Source organism: Escherichia sp. E1V33, assembly GCF_004211955.1.
Classification (GTDB): Bacteria; Pseudomonadota; Gammaproteobacteria; order Enterobacterales; family Enterobacteriaceae; genus Escherichia.
Genome location: NZ_RHJI01000010.1, coordinates 313,010 through 325,994 on the forward strand (window position 1 = coordinate 313,010; position 12,985 = coordinate 325,994).

The window sequence follows — 12,985 nt, forward strand, 5'->3', positions numbered from 1 at the left end:
CCCAGCATGTATAGAATAAGATAGAAGAATAAACGGTGGTGTATCGCCCTATAACCACTTAGAAAAAGCCTTAGCTTTCAGTGGGTCAAATGGCCCCTCCTTTATCTCTAACATAAGGGCTTTTGGTGACAGGCATTTGACACTATGTATATCTCCTGGGGAAAATTCCACGACGCTTATTCCCGTACCGTCTCCAACAACAAACTTTTTTTGGATCTCACCATTTTGCTCATACAAACAAACTTCTAGTTGCCCTTGCATGACGACAAACATTTCCCACTGATGCGGTAACTCATGCCAATGGGGTTCAACATAGCTGTCGCGTACAAATGCAATAAGTAAACGTTGAACCTTTTCCTGATGAGATGCGTGCAATAAATAATGAGCGCGCAAACGTTCAGAATTTGCTGCAGTGCGAAAAAGTTCATCCAGAATATTGTCATCAACTAAACGCATTCTCCTGCCTCCAGTCGGACTTCGATAGTATGTGCCGCCGATTCAACCGAAAATTGAGACTTTAACAACACATTAGCGTTCTGACCTAACTGTTTTCTTAAAGCTGAATCACTAAGAAGCAATTGTGCAGATTCAAACAGTTTATCATCTTCACCATTAACATGAATAAAACCGGCCCTGTGCTTATTAATTATATCCATTAAATCATTGCCGCCATTCACACTCCCAAGGATCGGGATTGATTGAACCATATACCCTAGTAATTTCCCGGGGAAATTATGCGAAGAATGGCGAGATGAAAGGGAGAATAGGCCAACATCAACTTCAGATAAAATTAATTTAAACTCTTCCTGGTTCACTGAAGGTAGATGAGTGAAATTAGTTAAATTCCATTCTGCAGCAAGAGATTTTATCAGGTCAACTTCATCACCCTGCCCTATAAACAGAAAATGAGCATCATGATAACTCATCATATTACGCGCAAGGCGCATTAAGTTTGCCATATCCTGAGCATGCCCAATATTACCGCCATAGAAAAAAATAACTTTATCTTTTAGATCGTATTTTTGACGAAGTGAATGATAATCATCGCTGACAGACACAGGAGTCATTGAGGCCCAATTACGTAAAACTTCGCACGGATAACCTTTATTGGTCTGACGAAATATCTCAAGATTCTTATCAGACATTACCCCTATTCGGTTAGCCTGCTGATATGATTTTTTTTCAAAATACCTGAAATATTTTTCAATTGGCGAACCGGCTTTCAACATACCTGCATCAATAACCCACTGTGGAAACATATCCCTTAGGACCAGGTAGCTTGGGCACTGGCATCGCTGTTTTATTTTTTTAACCAAGTCTCCCCAAAAAATAGAGGGGGAATAATAAACGACACCATCAAATGTATCATGTTGAATGAGGTGCTTAAATGCGCGCCATGCACGAAAAGACAAAAGAGTTTCATTTATGGCACGTTTAGCCTTACCTACATCCTTTAAAGGTCCACTTTTGAAACGCCAAACCTTTATACCATCAATCATACTAACAGAATAGATTGCTTGTAATGTGATGTCAGGCGTAATTACAGTTACATCATGGCCTCTGCTCAGCAATTCAAGGCCTAACTCATGAAACATTTTAGCCCCAACACGTGTGCTATGGGGCAAATAATCATCAATGATTAATGCAAGTTTCATTAGTATTGTTTCCAGACAACCCGTTTAACGTAGTCAGTGTATGAATGGATAATACGCACAACTTTATCTGAAACATTTGGCATGCTATAGTCACTGACCTGACGAAGTAAGCGTACTTCTCCACGAGGCTGTGTTGCAATAATTTCTAATGCCTGTAAAACGCGCTCAGATTCAAGACCGACCATCATTACTGCCCCTTCTTCGAAGCCTTCAGGGCGTTCGTGCGCTTCTCGTATATTGAGTGCAGGGAAGTTCATAATGGAGGACTCTTCTGTAATAGTCCCACTATCCGATAAAACAGCACGTGCATTTTTTTGCAGATGGTTGTAATCGTGAAATCCTAATGGCTTAAGAAGCAAGATATTTTTATGGAATTGAATACCATTTTCGTTGATGCGGTTACGAGTGCGAGGATGAGTAGAAACGACTACCGGGACATCATATTTTTCAGCTACGGTATTAAGTATATTCGCCAGTTTCGCAAGCTGTTTAGGGGTATCAACATTTTCTTCTCTGTGGGCACTTACCACAAAGAAATTCCCAGGTGTTAAATTCAGGCGAGAAAGTACATCGGAACCATCAATCTGCGGCATATAATGAGTGAGCACTTCAAACATTGGGCTACCGGTTTTAATAATTCTATCGGCTGGTACACCTTCAGCCAGAAGATATTCGCGCGCGATATCACTATATGTCATATTGATATCAGCGGTATGGTCAACTATTTTTCTGTTAGTTTCTTCCGGTACGCGTTGGTCAAAACAACGATTCCCAGCCTCCATATGGAAGATCGGAATTCTTCGACGCTTTGCTGGTATTGCTGAAATACAGGAGTTAGTATCACCAAGAACTAACATGGCTTCTGGTTTTTCCTGTTCAAGGACCTCATCAACTTTAATGATAACTTGTCCAATTGTCTCAGCTGCATTTTTACCGGCGGCATTAAGAAAATAATCAGGTTTGCGAACACCCAAATCTTTGAAAAAAACTTCATTCAATTCATAATCGTAGTTTTGACCAGTATGAACAATAAGGTGGTCACAATATTCATCTAATTTTGCAAGGACACGCGAGAGTCGAATAATTTCTGGACGAGTCCCAACAACCGACATGACTTTCAATTTTTTCACGATAAAACTCTCGCTATAGTATCTGGTTCAGAACGATTAAATATTTCATTTGCCCAAAGCATAACAACTAGCTCATCCGAGCCATTATTAGTAATGTCATGCGTCCATCCCGGAACTGTTTCAACAATTTTAAAATCATCTGATGAAACATTAAGTTCATATCGTTCACCCGTGACAATATTTTCAAATTTGAAACAAGCACTTCCTCGGATGACAATAAATTTCTCATTTTTGGAATGATGATAATGACCACCCCGAGTAATTCCTGGATGCGCAGTAAAAAACGAAAACTGGCCCGCGCTTTTCGTTTTCAATACTTCACAGAATACCCCTCTGTCATCACTATAAGAAGGAACCGTATACGCAAACTGTTCAGGAGAAAGGTAACTTAACCATGTTGAGTACAATGCACGAGTGAATCCATTACCTACATCTTCGGTGATTAATGTTTGGCGACTTTCTTTAAATCGATAAATTAATTGTGCCACTTCACCAACAGTAACAGAATAAATTGGACCAAATGTCCTGTAACCAGTTTCGTTCGCTCCTTCTAATAGCTTTAATATGTCAGAACAAAAGTCATCTATATACACCAGATTTACAACTGCTGAAGGATCATTAATTGTAATAGCTTCATCATTTGCAATGCGATGGCAGAAAGTTGCTATAAAGGAGTTATAATTTGGTCGACACCACTTACCGAATACATTCGGCAAGCGATAAATATAATATTTAGCGTTTGTCATTTCCCCATACTGCTGAATGATTTTTTCCGCAGCTGCTTTACTCTTTCCATAAGCGTTATCACATTCAGCCTGGATGGAAGAACTAAGCATGATAGGAGTATCTTTATTATTTTTTTTCAGAATATCAACAATCTGTTGAGTTAGATTGCTATTCCCCTCTTCAAATTCACTCTCCTTCACAGGACGATTTACTCCAGCAAGGTGAAAAATGAAATCTGCCTGCTTAAGTCCCTGCTCTAAATCCGCCAAAGAAGAGTTACGATCTATCGTAATAAGTTCGTTATATCCAGCTTCCTTAAGGCGGAAAACCAAATTTCGACCGATAAACCCTGCAGCGCCAGTAACTAAAATTTTCATATTATGAATCCAACTCATAATCTTCACCAGAACGAAGTGCCCGGATAAAAGGAAGTTTTAGCAGTAATTTTTTCATTCCCTCAACATCTAATCTCTCAGTATTATGAGAGTTATAATCTTCCACTTCCGAGATACGACGGTCACCATGTTCCACATATTTTCCATAGTTCAAATCGCGGAGATCTGGTGGAACACGATAATAATCACCCATATCTTCCGCTGCTATCATTTCCTCTCGGCTCAATAATGCTTCGTAAAGTTTTTCCCCGTGTCGAGTTCCAATAACATTGACTGGATGCTCATGGACATTTAGCAATTCCTTAAGTGCAATAGCTAATGTTTGAATTGTTGCCGCAGGTGCTTTCTGAACGAAAATGTCACCGTTATTTCCATGCTCGAAGGCATAAAGGACCAGATCAACAGCATCCTCAAGCGTCATCATGAAACGAGTCATATTGGGATCGGTAATGGTCAATGGTTTTCCAGATTTGATTAGATCAACAAATAATGGAATGACCGATCCACGTGAAGCCATTACATTTCCATAACGAGTTCCGCAGATAACTGTTTTTGAACTGTCAAGATTACGTGATTTTGCAACAATGACTTTTTCCATCATTGCTTTAGATATGCCCATTGCATTGATAGGATAAACGGCTTTATCGGTACTCAAGCACACTACGCGTTTAATCCCGTTTGCTATAGCAGCCTCTAACACATTTTCTGTACCCAGAACATTTGTCTTGACCGCCTCCATAGGATGAAATTCACATGAAGGAACTTGTTTAAGAGCTGCTGCATGATACAGAAAATCGGCACCACGTGTAGCATTCAGAACGGAATTATAGTCTCGCACATCACCTATATAAAACTTTAATTTTGAGTTGTTATATTTTTTCCGCATATCATCTTGTTTTTTTTCATCCCTGCTAAATATTCGTATTTCTGCAATATCTGTATCTAGAAAACGCTTAAGTACGGCATTACCAAAAGAACCAGTGCCACCAGTGATAACGAGTGTTTTATTCTTAAACATATTTTCACCTTTTACAGATATTTTTTATAGTCGTAATATGAACTTTTCATATAGCCATATTTTGTTTTAGAAGCAACTTTCGCCAAAGTTGCACTTTCTTCATGATAGACAATGGCATCAGGCTCATAGAAGATTTTTCCATTTACTCCCATTAATTGCCCTGCCAAATATGCCTCTTCACCATATAAAAAAACCTTGTCATCTAATTCATCAAAATATTTGAAGAAGGAAGGCATAAGGACATAGCAGGCTCCAATTCCCATATGTATATAACCTCTTCCCTGATCAAAAGAATTATTTCTTCCACCTTTCAAATAATTTAAAAACCTACTTCCCCACGTTAAAACTAAAGCAGCAATATAATTTGAAAAATATATATCATACAAAAACTTCCTAAACTTACTTACTCGTCTACGGCAGTGTGGGTTCTGGTGATAGCCATCCTTTGTAATCACATTCGGAGCAATAACTAAAGCATCGTCAGGATATGTAGTTTGTGATATTATTTTCGTAAAATCACTCTCATAAACCAAATCATTATTCCCAACAACTATTGGGTAATCTCTTGGTAATCCTTTTAGGCCAAGATTCAATCCACCAAAATACCCCAAATTGACATCACTTTTAATTAACCTCACCTTCTCTTTATATTTGGCCTCAATGTCATTTAACTTTTTTAATTCTTGCTCATTAGAACAGTTATCGACGACAATTACAAAGCTATCCTTTTCTTGATTAATAACGCTCTTAATTAATGCTTCTGTATAATCAGAGTTATTATAATTTACACAGATAAAATAAAACATATATCCTCATAAGTGTCATAATGAGTATGGTAACCCAAATACAATGTAATCATAATCGATTTGGAGTGTATAATATATTGACAATGCCAAAGTGAATAACAGTAGATATGAATAAAGTATATATCTGGTAGGTCTATTTAAATACTGTACTATAGACATCATTACTAGATATTTCAATAATAACGCATTTCTAAAAATCCTATTTATTTCGTCGATATATAAAAGCAGCGGTGAAAACACGGAAAGAAATAACAATAGCGAAAATATTATATCAATCCATTGTTTAGTATGTAAATCAGTTATTATTATTTTTTTTCTGAAGTAATATAACAAAAAAAGATCAAAAAGATAAGGACCTGCCCATATAACAAGAGAATGAACCTTAATGCCATCTGCTATATATGCATGTAACGTCCTGGTGCTAAATAACAAAATTAATACTTTAATCAAGAGCGGCACTACAATAAAAGACAGCACCAGTCCAAAAACCATTAACTTATTATAACCCCTCCAGGTACGAAATTGGATTATTACCCATGCCAATACATAAACAATACCTAAACTATGGAAAAGAGGTGCTATAAAGACAAAACAAAGAGAGTTAAATTTACGATCTTTTTCTAACTCGATAAGAGAATTTATGACAAATAAAAAAAGAAATGTATTCCTGATTTGAACAATATCAATTGGCATTGGACACAACATGTAAAGTAGCAAACCCAATGCTGTATACTTGCTGTATTGTATTAATCGCAGGAATGTTATCCCTAGGAATAAACCCAGCAAGCCAATTATGACATCATGGGTTCCGCCGAAATACTTAACTCCATAAATTAACCAGCGATAACCAATCTCGGCATAAAGTTCATTGACATTAAATATATCAACATACGCTTCGTAGTCTTGATTCTGCCTATTAATGATAAATAAAGTAGTAATAATAAGTACAATAACCAAATTACTTAGCTTGCTTGCTTTAGCGTAGTTGAATGCAATAACCCACAAACCTAAAACCATCACAAATATGATGTAATACATTCTTTCCCCGCAATTTATTCAGTCTATAACCATGATTATTTTGCACTATCAGTTCTTACCGGGAATTATAATCGTCTCACTTTATAAATTCTAAGTATGAGAATAAGTAAGATAAACTCAGCAAATACATAAGCAATTGCAGCGCCTATTTCAGCAAAGAAATAACTAAGGCATAATGATAAAATAATAGTTGAAACACCCGTAATGGCCACTATATAAGAAAATTCTTTCTTGTACCCTCTTATGGATAATCCAACTGAACCAAACATAAAATTGTATATCCCCATAAATATTGCAAAAGACATTATTAATAAAGGGATGGATGCGCTTTTAATTTCAGCGATACTTTGAATCTTATATCCTAATATTGTACCTAGTATCCCTAAACTCAGGACAATAAAAACCATGAACTTTAGCTGAATATTAGTACTTGCATATAGCAAGCTTTTATATTCCCCAACTTTATATGGTTCTAATTTCGATTCATGTTTCTTTATCAACCTCGTAAAATAATACTGATTTAATGGTGTTGCTATAGACTGAATACATTTAATAATTTTCTCTGCCGTCGCGTAAAGAGACGTTGCAATTGGGGAAGCAAGAGCGCCAAGAATAATAATATTACTATTTCTGTATAGAATAACAAATACATTGGCAATAAACAGATGATAGCCTGTACATATATATTCGTAAATTTCCGCCCATCGAATTTTAGCTTTGCTTGCCTTGTTTTGATTAAGAATATATATTAACGACAGCACACCAGATAAAAAATACGAACCAGACACACAAATGACATAATAATAACTCGCCAAATAGCCTGCTGGCCCTTTATAATAATAAATAAGACACAATGACAGACCACGAGTAATTAGTACAAAAATAGCCAACGGCCTATTATTATTCGTAGCCTGAAAAAAATAGTTAGATTGTAATATCATCCCTAATGGATATAATAAAAACAATGCCAGATATACACTCAATATTTTATTAATTAAATATGTTATAAATAAAAGACACATTCCCGAAATAACAAATAAGCATAATCTACAGATTAGCGTCAGAATGTAAACTTTAAATATATCATTTTTTGTTACACTTGAAATTACCTTCTGCACACTTATAATATCAAAACTGTATAGCGAAAATATAAGCACATATAGTGCTAGTACTTCACCAACAGCAATACTTGAAAATATATTTTCCCCTAAGGTAATAAGAAAAAATGGGAATACCAACACAGGAAATATGGCATTCGCACCCTGAATTATTGCCAACTCCAATACTGAATGATATTCCTTTATTTTTTGAAGTTTTTTTTTCAACATCAATGGTCATTTAGCCTCAAAATTGATGATCCTTTTTTATCTTTTTCTGAGATTGATATCGGTTTATTTGGCCAATCGATCATCAAAAAAGAATCATCCCATTTTATGCAACCTTCTGATTCAGGATGATAATAATTTGTCGTCTTATAAACAAACTCCGCAATCTCACTCAGCACCAAAAATCCATGCGCAAACCCCTCAGGGATCCACAACTGACGCTTATTCTCAGCAGATAAATTCACACCAACCCACTTGCCAAACGTAGGTGATGATTTGCGGATATCAACCGCAACATCAAAAACTTCACCGACAACACAGCGTACCAGTTTTCCTTGTGCATAAGGTTCTAACTGGTAATGAAGTCCACGTAATACGCCTTTGCTGGATTTAGAATGGTTATCCTGAACAAACTCAATCTTACGCCCTACTGCTTCTTCAAAAATCTTCTGGTTAAAACTCTCAAAAAAGAAGCCACGTTCATCACCAAAAACTTTTGGTTCAAAAATCAGCACGTCAGGAATTTCAGTTTTAATTACGTTCATTTTATTAATAACCTTTAATCATTTTCAGCAGATACTGACCATAAGCATTTTTCTTTAGCGGTTCGGCTAATACTTTCACCTGTTCAGCATCAATAAACCCTTTACGATAAGCAATCTCTTCCGGGCAAGATACTTTTAATCCCTGGCGTTCTTCAATGGTGGCAATGAAGTTGCTTGCTTCAATAAGGCTTTGATGCGTCCCTGTATCCAGCCATGCATAACCACGGCCCATCATGGCTACAGACAAACGTCCCTGTTCCATATAAATGCGGTTAATATCAGTAATTTCGAGTTCACCACGGGAAGATGGCTTCAGGTTTTTTGCCATTTCTACTACGTCATTGTCATAGAAATAAAGACCTGTAACTGCATAGTTACTTTTCGGTTGAAGCGGTTTTTCTTCCAAGCTTATTGCCGTACCATTTTTATCAAACTCCACCACACCGTAACGTTCTGGATCATTAACGTGATAGGCAAATACCGTTGCGCCACTCTCTCTATTAACAGCTGTATCCATTAATTTTGGTAGATCATGACCGTAAAAGATATTATCACCTAAAACCAATGCACAATCATCACCACCAATAAAATCTTCTCCAATAATGAAAGCTTGTGCCAGGCCATCTGGACTAGGTTGCACTTTATACTGAAGATTAAGCCCCCACTGGCTACCGTCGCCAAGTAATTGCTCAAAACGTGGTGTGTCTTGTGGCGTACTAATAATCAAAATATCGCGAATACCCGCCAGCATCAGCGTAGAAAGCGGGTAATAGATCATCGGTTTATCATAAATAGGTAACAGCTGTTTACTGACAGCCATAGTTACAGGATAAAGACGAGTTCCGGAACCACCAGCTAAAATAATACCTTTACGCGTTTTCATTTCATCATTCCTTTTAATTCATCCCGCTCTGGCATCATAAGCGAGATGCAAAACTTTGTTAAATTGCCGTAGTCGTAAATAATTCGTTGAGCATTCGTTTCACGCCAACCTGCCAGTCAGGCAAGACAAGCGCAAAGTTCTGCTGAAACTTTTCTGTATTGAGGCGAGAGTTATGGGGGCGACGGGCTGGTGTGGGATAAGCCGTTGTTGGTACGGCGTTGAGCTTGTTGAGTGCAAGGTTGATCCCTGCTTTGCGCGCCTCTTCAAAAACCAGCGCAGCATAATCGTGCCAGGTTGTTGTACCACCAGCAACCAGATGATATAAACCCGCAACTTCTGGTTTATTCAGTGCCACGCGAATGGCGTGAGCGGTGCAATCAGCCAGTAATTCAGCACCTGTTGGCGCGCCAAATTGATCATTAATCACAGCCAGTTCTTCGCGCTCTTTTGCCAGACGTAACATTGTTTTGGCAAAGTTATTTCCTTTACCTGCATATACCCAGCTGGTACGGAAAATAAGATGCGTCGCGCAATGTTCCTGTAACGCTTTTTCTCCGGCCAGTTTGGTTTCACCATAAACATTCAAAGGCGCTGTTGCATCCGACTCCTGCCACGGTATTTCACCGGTCCCCGGAAATACGTAATCAGTAGAGTAGTGAATAACCCAGGCGCCAACTTCATTAGCTGCTTTTGCGATCGCTTCGACACTTGTCGCGTTAAGTAATTGTGCAAACTCCGGTTCTGATTCTGCTTTGTCTACTGCGGTGTGAGCGGCTGCGTTGACTATAACATCAGGCCGAATGCTTCTTACGGTTTCAGCTACACCTTCGGGATTACTAAAATCACCACAATAATCAGTGGAGTGAACATCAAGAGCAATCAGATTACCCAGAGGTGCCAGAGCACGCTGTAGTTCCCAACCTACCTGGCCGGTTTTGCCGAAAAGGAGGATATTCATTACTGGCGGCCCTCATAGTTCTGTTCAATCCACGATTGATAGGCACCACTTTTCACATTATCAACCCATTTTGTATTGGCCAGATACCATTCCACTGTCTTCCGAATCCCGCTTTCAAACGTTTCCTGTGGCTTCCAACCCAATTCGCGGCTAATCTTCTCAGCATCAATCGCATAACGGCGATCGTGCCCAGGGCGATCAGCAACATAAGTAATTTGCTCACGATAAGATTTCTCTTTCGGGACTATCTCATCCAACAAATCACAAATAGTCAGCACAACATCGATGTTTTTCTTTTCGTTGTGTCCGCCAATGTTATAGGTTTCCCCCGCTTTACCTTCAGTAACAACGGTATATAACGCTCGAGCATGATCCTCTACATACAACCAATCGCGGATCTGATCTCCTTTACCATAAATAGGTAATGCCTTACCTTCCAGTGCATTAAGAATAACCAGTGGAATAAGCTTTTCCGGGAAATGATAAGGACCATAGTTGTTCGAGCAATTAGTCACAATTGTCGGTAAACCATAAGTACGTTTCCATGCGCGAACCAAATGATCGCTTGACGCTTTAGAAGCAGAATACGGACTACTTGGTGCGTATGCTGTCGTTTCCGTAAATAACGGCAACGTTTCATTGCTATTTACTTCATCCGGATGGGGTAAGTCACCATACACTTCATCAGTAGAAATATGATGAAAGCGGAAGTTTTTTTTCTTTTCGCCATCCAGACTAGACCAATAATTGCGAGCAGCTTCTAAAAGCACATAAGTACCCATGATATTGGTTTCAATAAATGCCGCCGGACCAGTTATTGAGCGATCAACGTGGCTCTCAGCCGCAAGGTGCATCACTGCATCTGGCTGGTGTTGTGAAAAAATACGAGCCATTGCTTCGGCATCGCAGATATCTGCATGCTCAAATGCATAACGTTCAGCATCAGAAACTTCAGCGAGCGATTCCAGGTTTCCGGCGTAGGTTAATTTATCGACATTAACAACACTATCTTGCGTATTATTTATTATGTGACGAACAACAGCAGAACCAATAAAGCCTGCACCACCAGTAACAAGTATCTTCACTTTTTTATTCCATATAACCAGAGAGCATGCTGTGAAATAGACTGCTCCAGATTTGATTAATAGATGCATTAATGCACGCTACCGCCCCTGGCTTAACAGCTACCAGAGCACTGCGTACATTTCCACGATGTGACGAGCGTAACTCACTCGTGCCAAATCCGAAAAATTCAAACGCTAATTGTCTTACCAAACAGCTGTAGAAACAAGGAAAATCCTGGAAAAATTTGAACTATGATTGCAAGCTAACATACTGTTTTTATTTAATTTATAAAAACAACAACGGCAGTGAGATTCAATGAGCAAAACTTATGCTACGAATCTTCACTGCCGTTTTTAATTACTTACTGACCGACACTTCCTGTCAGGAATTTGTTACTCGCTTAACAACTTCTCAATGCCTTTGCGGAACTTAGCGCCTTCCTTCAGGTTACGCAGTCCATACTTCACAAACGCTTGCATATAACCCATTTTCTTACCACAGTCGTAACTGTCCCCAGTCATCAGCATTGCATCAACGGCTTGTTTTTTTGCCAGCTCAGCAATGGCATCAGTCAGCTGAATACGTCCCCATGCCCCTGGTTGAGTACGCTCCAGTTCAGGCCAAATGTCTGCAGAAAGCACATAGCGACCTACTGCCATGATATCTGAGTCCAGGGTCTGCGGCTGATCCGGTTTTTCGATAAATTCAACGATGCGGCTGACTTTGCCTTCGCGATCAAGCGGTTCTTTAGTCTGGATGACGGAATATTCAGAGAGATCGCCCGGCATGCGTTTTGCCAGAACCTGGCTGCGGCCAGTTTCGTTAAAGCGCGCAATCATTGCGGCCAGGTTGTAACGCAGAGGGTCGGCACTGGCGTCGTCGATAACGACATCCGGCAGTACCACGACAAACGGGTTGTCGCCAATGGCTGGTCTGGCGCACAAAATGGAGTGGCCTAAACCTAAAGGTTCACCCTGACGCACGTTCATAATAGTCACACCTGGAGGGCAGATAGATTGTACTTCCGCCAACAGCTGGCGCTTCACGCGCAGTTCAAGGAGAGATTCTAATTCATAGGAGGTGTCGAAGTGGTTTTCGACCGCGTTCTTGGACGCATGAGTTACCAGGAGGATTTCTTTGATCCCTGCAGCCACAATCTCGTCAACAATGTATTGAATCATTGGCTTGTCGACGATCGGTAGCATCTCTTTAGGAATCGCCTTAGTTGCAGGCAACATATGCATCCCAAGACCCGCTACAGGAATAACTGCTTTTAAATTCGTCATTATTTCATCCACCTGTAAAATGGTTGCTGAATTATAGCTTGTTCGATTTTTTTCGCCAGCATCAATTACCCTGAATTGATTACTGATTTACTTCCGATGTTACGCCGCTTCGCTCAAGATTGCAGTAGCGTTATTCCTAAGTATGGCTCCATTTT

General features: G+C 39.2%; 13 protein-coding genes. All 13 read right to left on the reverse strand.

Annotated elements, in window-relative coordinates:
- Window positions 1-48 precede the first annotated feature (48 nt).
- The 13 genes from D9742_RS09715 to galF all read right to left on the reverse strand — a co-directional run bounded on the left by D9742_RS09715 (window position 49) and on the right by galF (window position 12,830).
- Complete coding sequence (locus tag D9742_RS09715; RefSeq protein WP_024226100.1) at window positions 49-456, reverse strand: WbuC family cupin fold metalloprotein; 408 nt, start codon at window positions 454-456, stop codon at window positions 49-51.
- Window positions 447-1,655: a glycosyltransferase family 4 protein gene (locus tag D9742_RS09720; protein WP_130236765.1), complete on the reverse strand. Its 1,209-nt coding sequence runs from the start codon at window positions 1,653-1,655 to the stop codon at window positions 447-449. Before D9742_RS09720 ends, D9742_RS09715 begins: the two co-directional genes overlap by 10 nt.
- Window positions 1,655-2,785: a UDP-N-acetylglucosamine 2-epimerase (non-hydrolyzing) gene (gene wecB / locus D9742_RS09725; protein WP_040091434.1), complete on the reverse strand. Its 1,131-nt coding sequence runs from the start codon at window positions 2,783-2,785 to the stop codon at window positions 1,655-1,657. The genes D9742_RS09720 and wecB overlap by 1 nt, the downstream gene beginning before the upstream one ends.
- On the reverse strand, window positions 2,782-3,888 hold the full coding sequence (locus tag D9742_RS09730) for a capsular polysaccharide biosynthesis protein CapF (RefSeq protein ID WP_130236990.1): 1,107 nt from the start codon (window positions 3,886-3,888) through the stop codon (window positions 2,782-2,784). Before D9742_RS09730 ends, wecB begins: the two co-directional genes overlap by 4 nt.
- A 1-nt stretch (window position 3,889) precedes the next feature.
- Window positions 3,890-4,924: a UDP-N-acetylglucosamine 4,6-dehydratase/5-epimerase gene (fnlA, locus tag D9742_RS09735; RefSeq protein WP_130236766.1), complete on the reverse strand. Its 1,035-nt coding sequence runs from the start codon at window positions 4,922-4,924 to the stop codon at window positions 3,890-3,892.
- 11 nt (window positions 4,925-4,935) lie between these two features.
- A complete protein-coding gene (locus tag D9742_RS09740; protein ID WP_130236767.1) occupies window positions 4,936-5,730 on the reverse strand; it encodes a glycosyltransferase in 795 nt (264 codons plus the stop codon).
- 15 nt (window positions 5,731-5,745) lie between these two features.
- A complete protein-coding gene (gene wzy, locus D9742_RS09745) occupies window positions 5,746-6,768 on the reverse strand; it encodes an O26 family O-antigen polymerase (RefSeq protein WP_130236768.1) in 1,023 nt (340 codons plus the stop codon).
- 65 nt (window positions 6,769-6,833) lie between these two features.
- On the reverse strand, window positions 6,834-8,096 hold the full coding sequence (locus D9742_RS09750; protein ID WP_130236769.1) for an oligosaccharide flippase family protein: 1,263 nt from the start codon (window positions 8,094-8,096) through the stop codon (window positions 6,834-6,836).
- The gene (gene rfbC / locus D9742_RS09755; protein ID WP_130236770.1) at window positions 8,096-8,638 is read right to left on the reverse strand and encodes a dTDP-4-dehydrorhamnose 3,5-epimerase; all 543 of its coding nucleotides are present in this window, start codon (window positions 8,636-8,638) and stop codon (window positions 8,096-8,098) included. Before rfbC ends, D9742_RS09750 begins: the two co-directional genes overlap by 1 nt.
- A 4-nt stretch (window positions 8,639-8,642) precedes the next feature.
- On the reverse strand, window positions 8,643-9,521 hold the full coding sequence (gene rfbA, locus D9742_RS09760) for a glucose-1-phosphate thymidylyltransferase RfbA (RefSeq protein ID WP_130236771.1): 879 nt from the start codon (window positions 9,519-9,521) through the stop codon (window positions 8,643-8,645).
- A gap of 58 nt (window positions 9,522-9,579) precedes the next feature.
- Window positions 9,580-10,479 (reverse strand): dTDP-4-dehydrorhamnose reductase, encoded by a 900-nt coding sequence (rfbD, locus tag D9742_RS09765; protein ID WP_130236772.1) that lies wholly within the window; start codon window positions 10,477-10,479, stop codon window positions 9,580-9,582.
- A complete protein-coding gene (rfbB, locus tag D9742_RS09770) occupies window positions 10,479-11,564 on the reverse strand; it encodes a dTDP-glucose 4,6-dehydratase (RefSeq protein WP_130236773.1) in 1,086 nt (361 codons plus the stop codon). The genes rfbD and rfbB overlap by 1 nt, the downstream gene beginning before the upstream one ends.
- A gap of 372 nt (window positions 11,565-11,936) precedes the next feature.
- Window positions 11,937-12,830: a UTP--glucose-1-phosphate uridylyltransferase GalF gene (gene galF, locus D9742_RS09775; protein ID WP_016248888.1), complete on the reverse strand. Its 894-nt coding sequence runs from the start codon at window positions 12,828-12,830 to the stop codon at window positions 11,937-11,939.
- Window positions 12,831-12,985 lie beyond the last annotated feature (155 nt).

What these genes read in the sequence shown, in the direction of transcription:
- D9742_RS09715 (WP_024226100.1), bottom strand. Translation starts at nt 456, where the DNA reads ATGCGTTTAGTTGATGACAATATTCTGGATGAACTTTTTCGCACTGCA.
- D9742_RS09720 (WP_130236765.1), bottom strand. Translation starts at nt 1,655, where the DNA reads ATGAAACTTGCATTAATCATTGATGATTATTTGCCCCATAGCACACGT.
- D9742_RS09730 (WP_130236990.1), bottom strand. Translation starts at nt 3,888, where the DNA reads ATGAAAATTTTAGTTACTGGCGCTGCAGGGTTTATCGGTCGAAATTTG.
- fnlA (WP_130236766.1), bottom strand. Translation starts at nt 4,924, where the DNA reads ATGTTTAAGAATAAAACACTCGTTATCACTGGTGGCACTGGTTCTTTT.
- D9742_RS09740 (WP_130236767.1), bottom strand. Translation starts at nt 5,730, where the DNA reads ATGTTTTATTTTATCTGTGTAAATTATAATAACTCTGATTATACAGAA.
- wzy (WP_130236768.1), bottom strand. Translation starts at nt 6,768, where the DNA reads ATGTATTACATCATATTTGTGATGGTTTTAGGTTTGTGGGTTATTGCA.
- D9742_RS09750 (WP_130236769.1), bottom strand. Translation starts at nt 8,096, where the DNA reads ATGTTGAAAAAAAAACTTCAAAAAATAAAGGAATATCATTCAGTATTG.
- rfbC (WP_130236770.1), bottom strand. Translation starts at nt 8,638, where the DNA reads ATGAACGTAATTAAAACTGAAATTCCTGACGTGCTGATTTTTGAACCA.
- rfbA (WP_130236771.1), bottom strand. Translation starts at nt 9,521, where the DNA reads ATGAAAACGCGTAAAGGTATTATTTTAGCTGGTGGTTCCGGAACTCGT.
- rfbD (WP_130236772.1), bottom strand. Translation starts at nt 10,479, where the DNA reads ATGAATATCCTCCTTTTCGGCAAAACCGGCCAGGTAGGTTGGGAACTA.
- galF (WP_016248888.1), bottom strand. Translation starts at nt 12,830, where the DNA reads ATGACGAATTTAAAAGCAGTTATTCCTGTAGCGGGTCTTGGGATGCAT.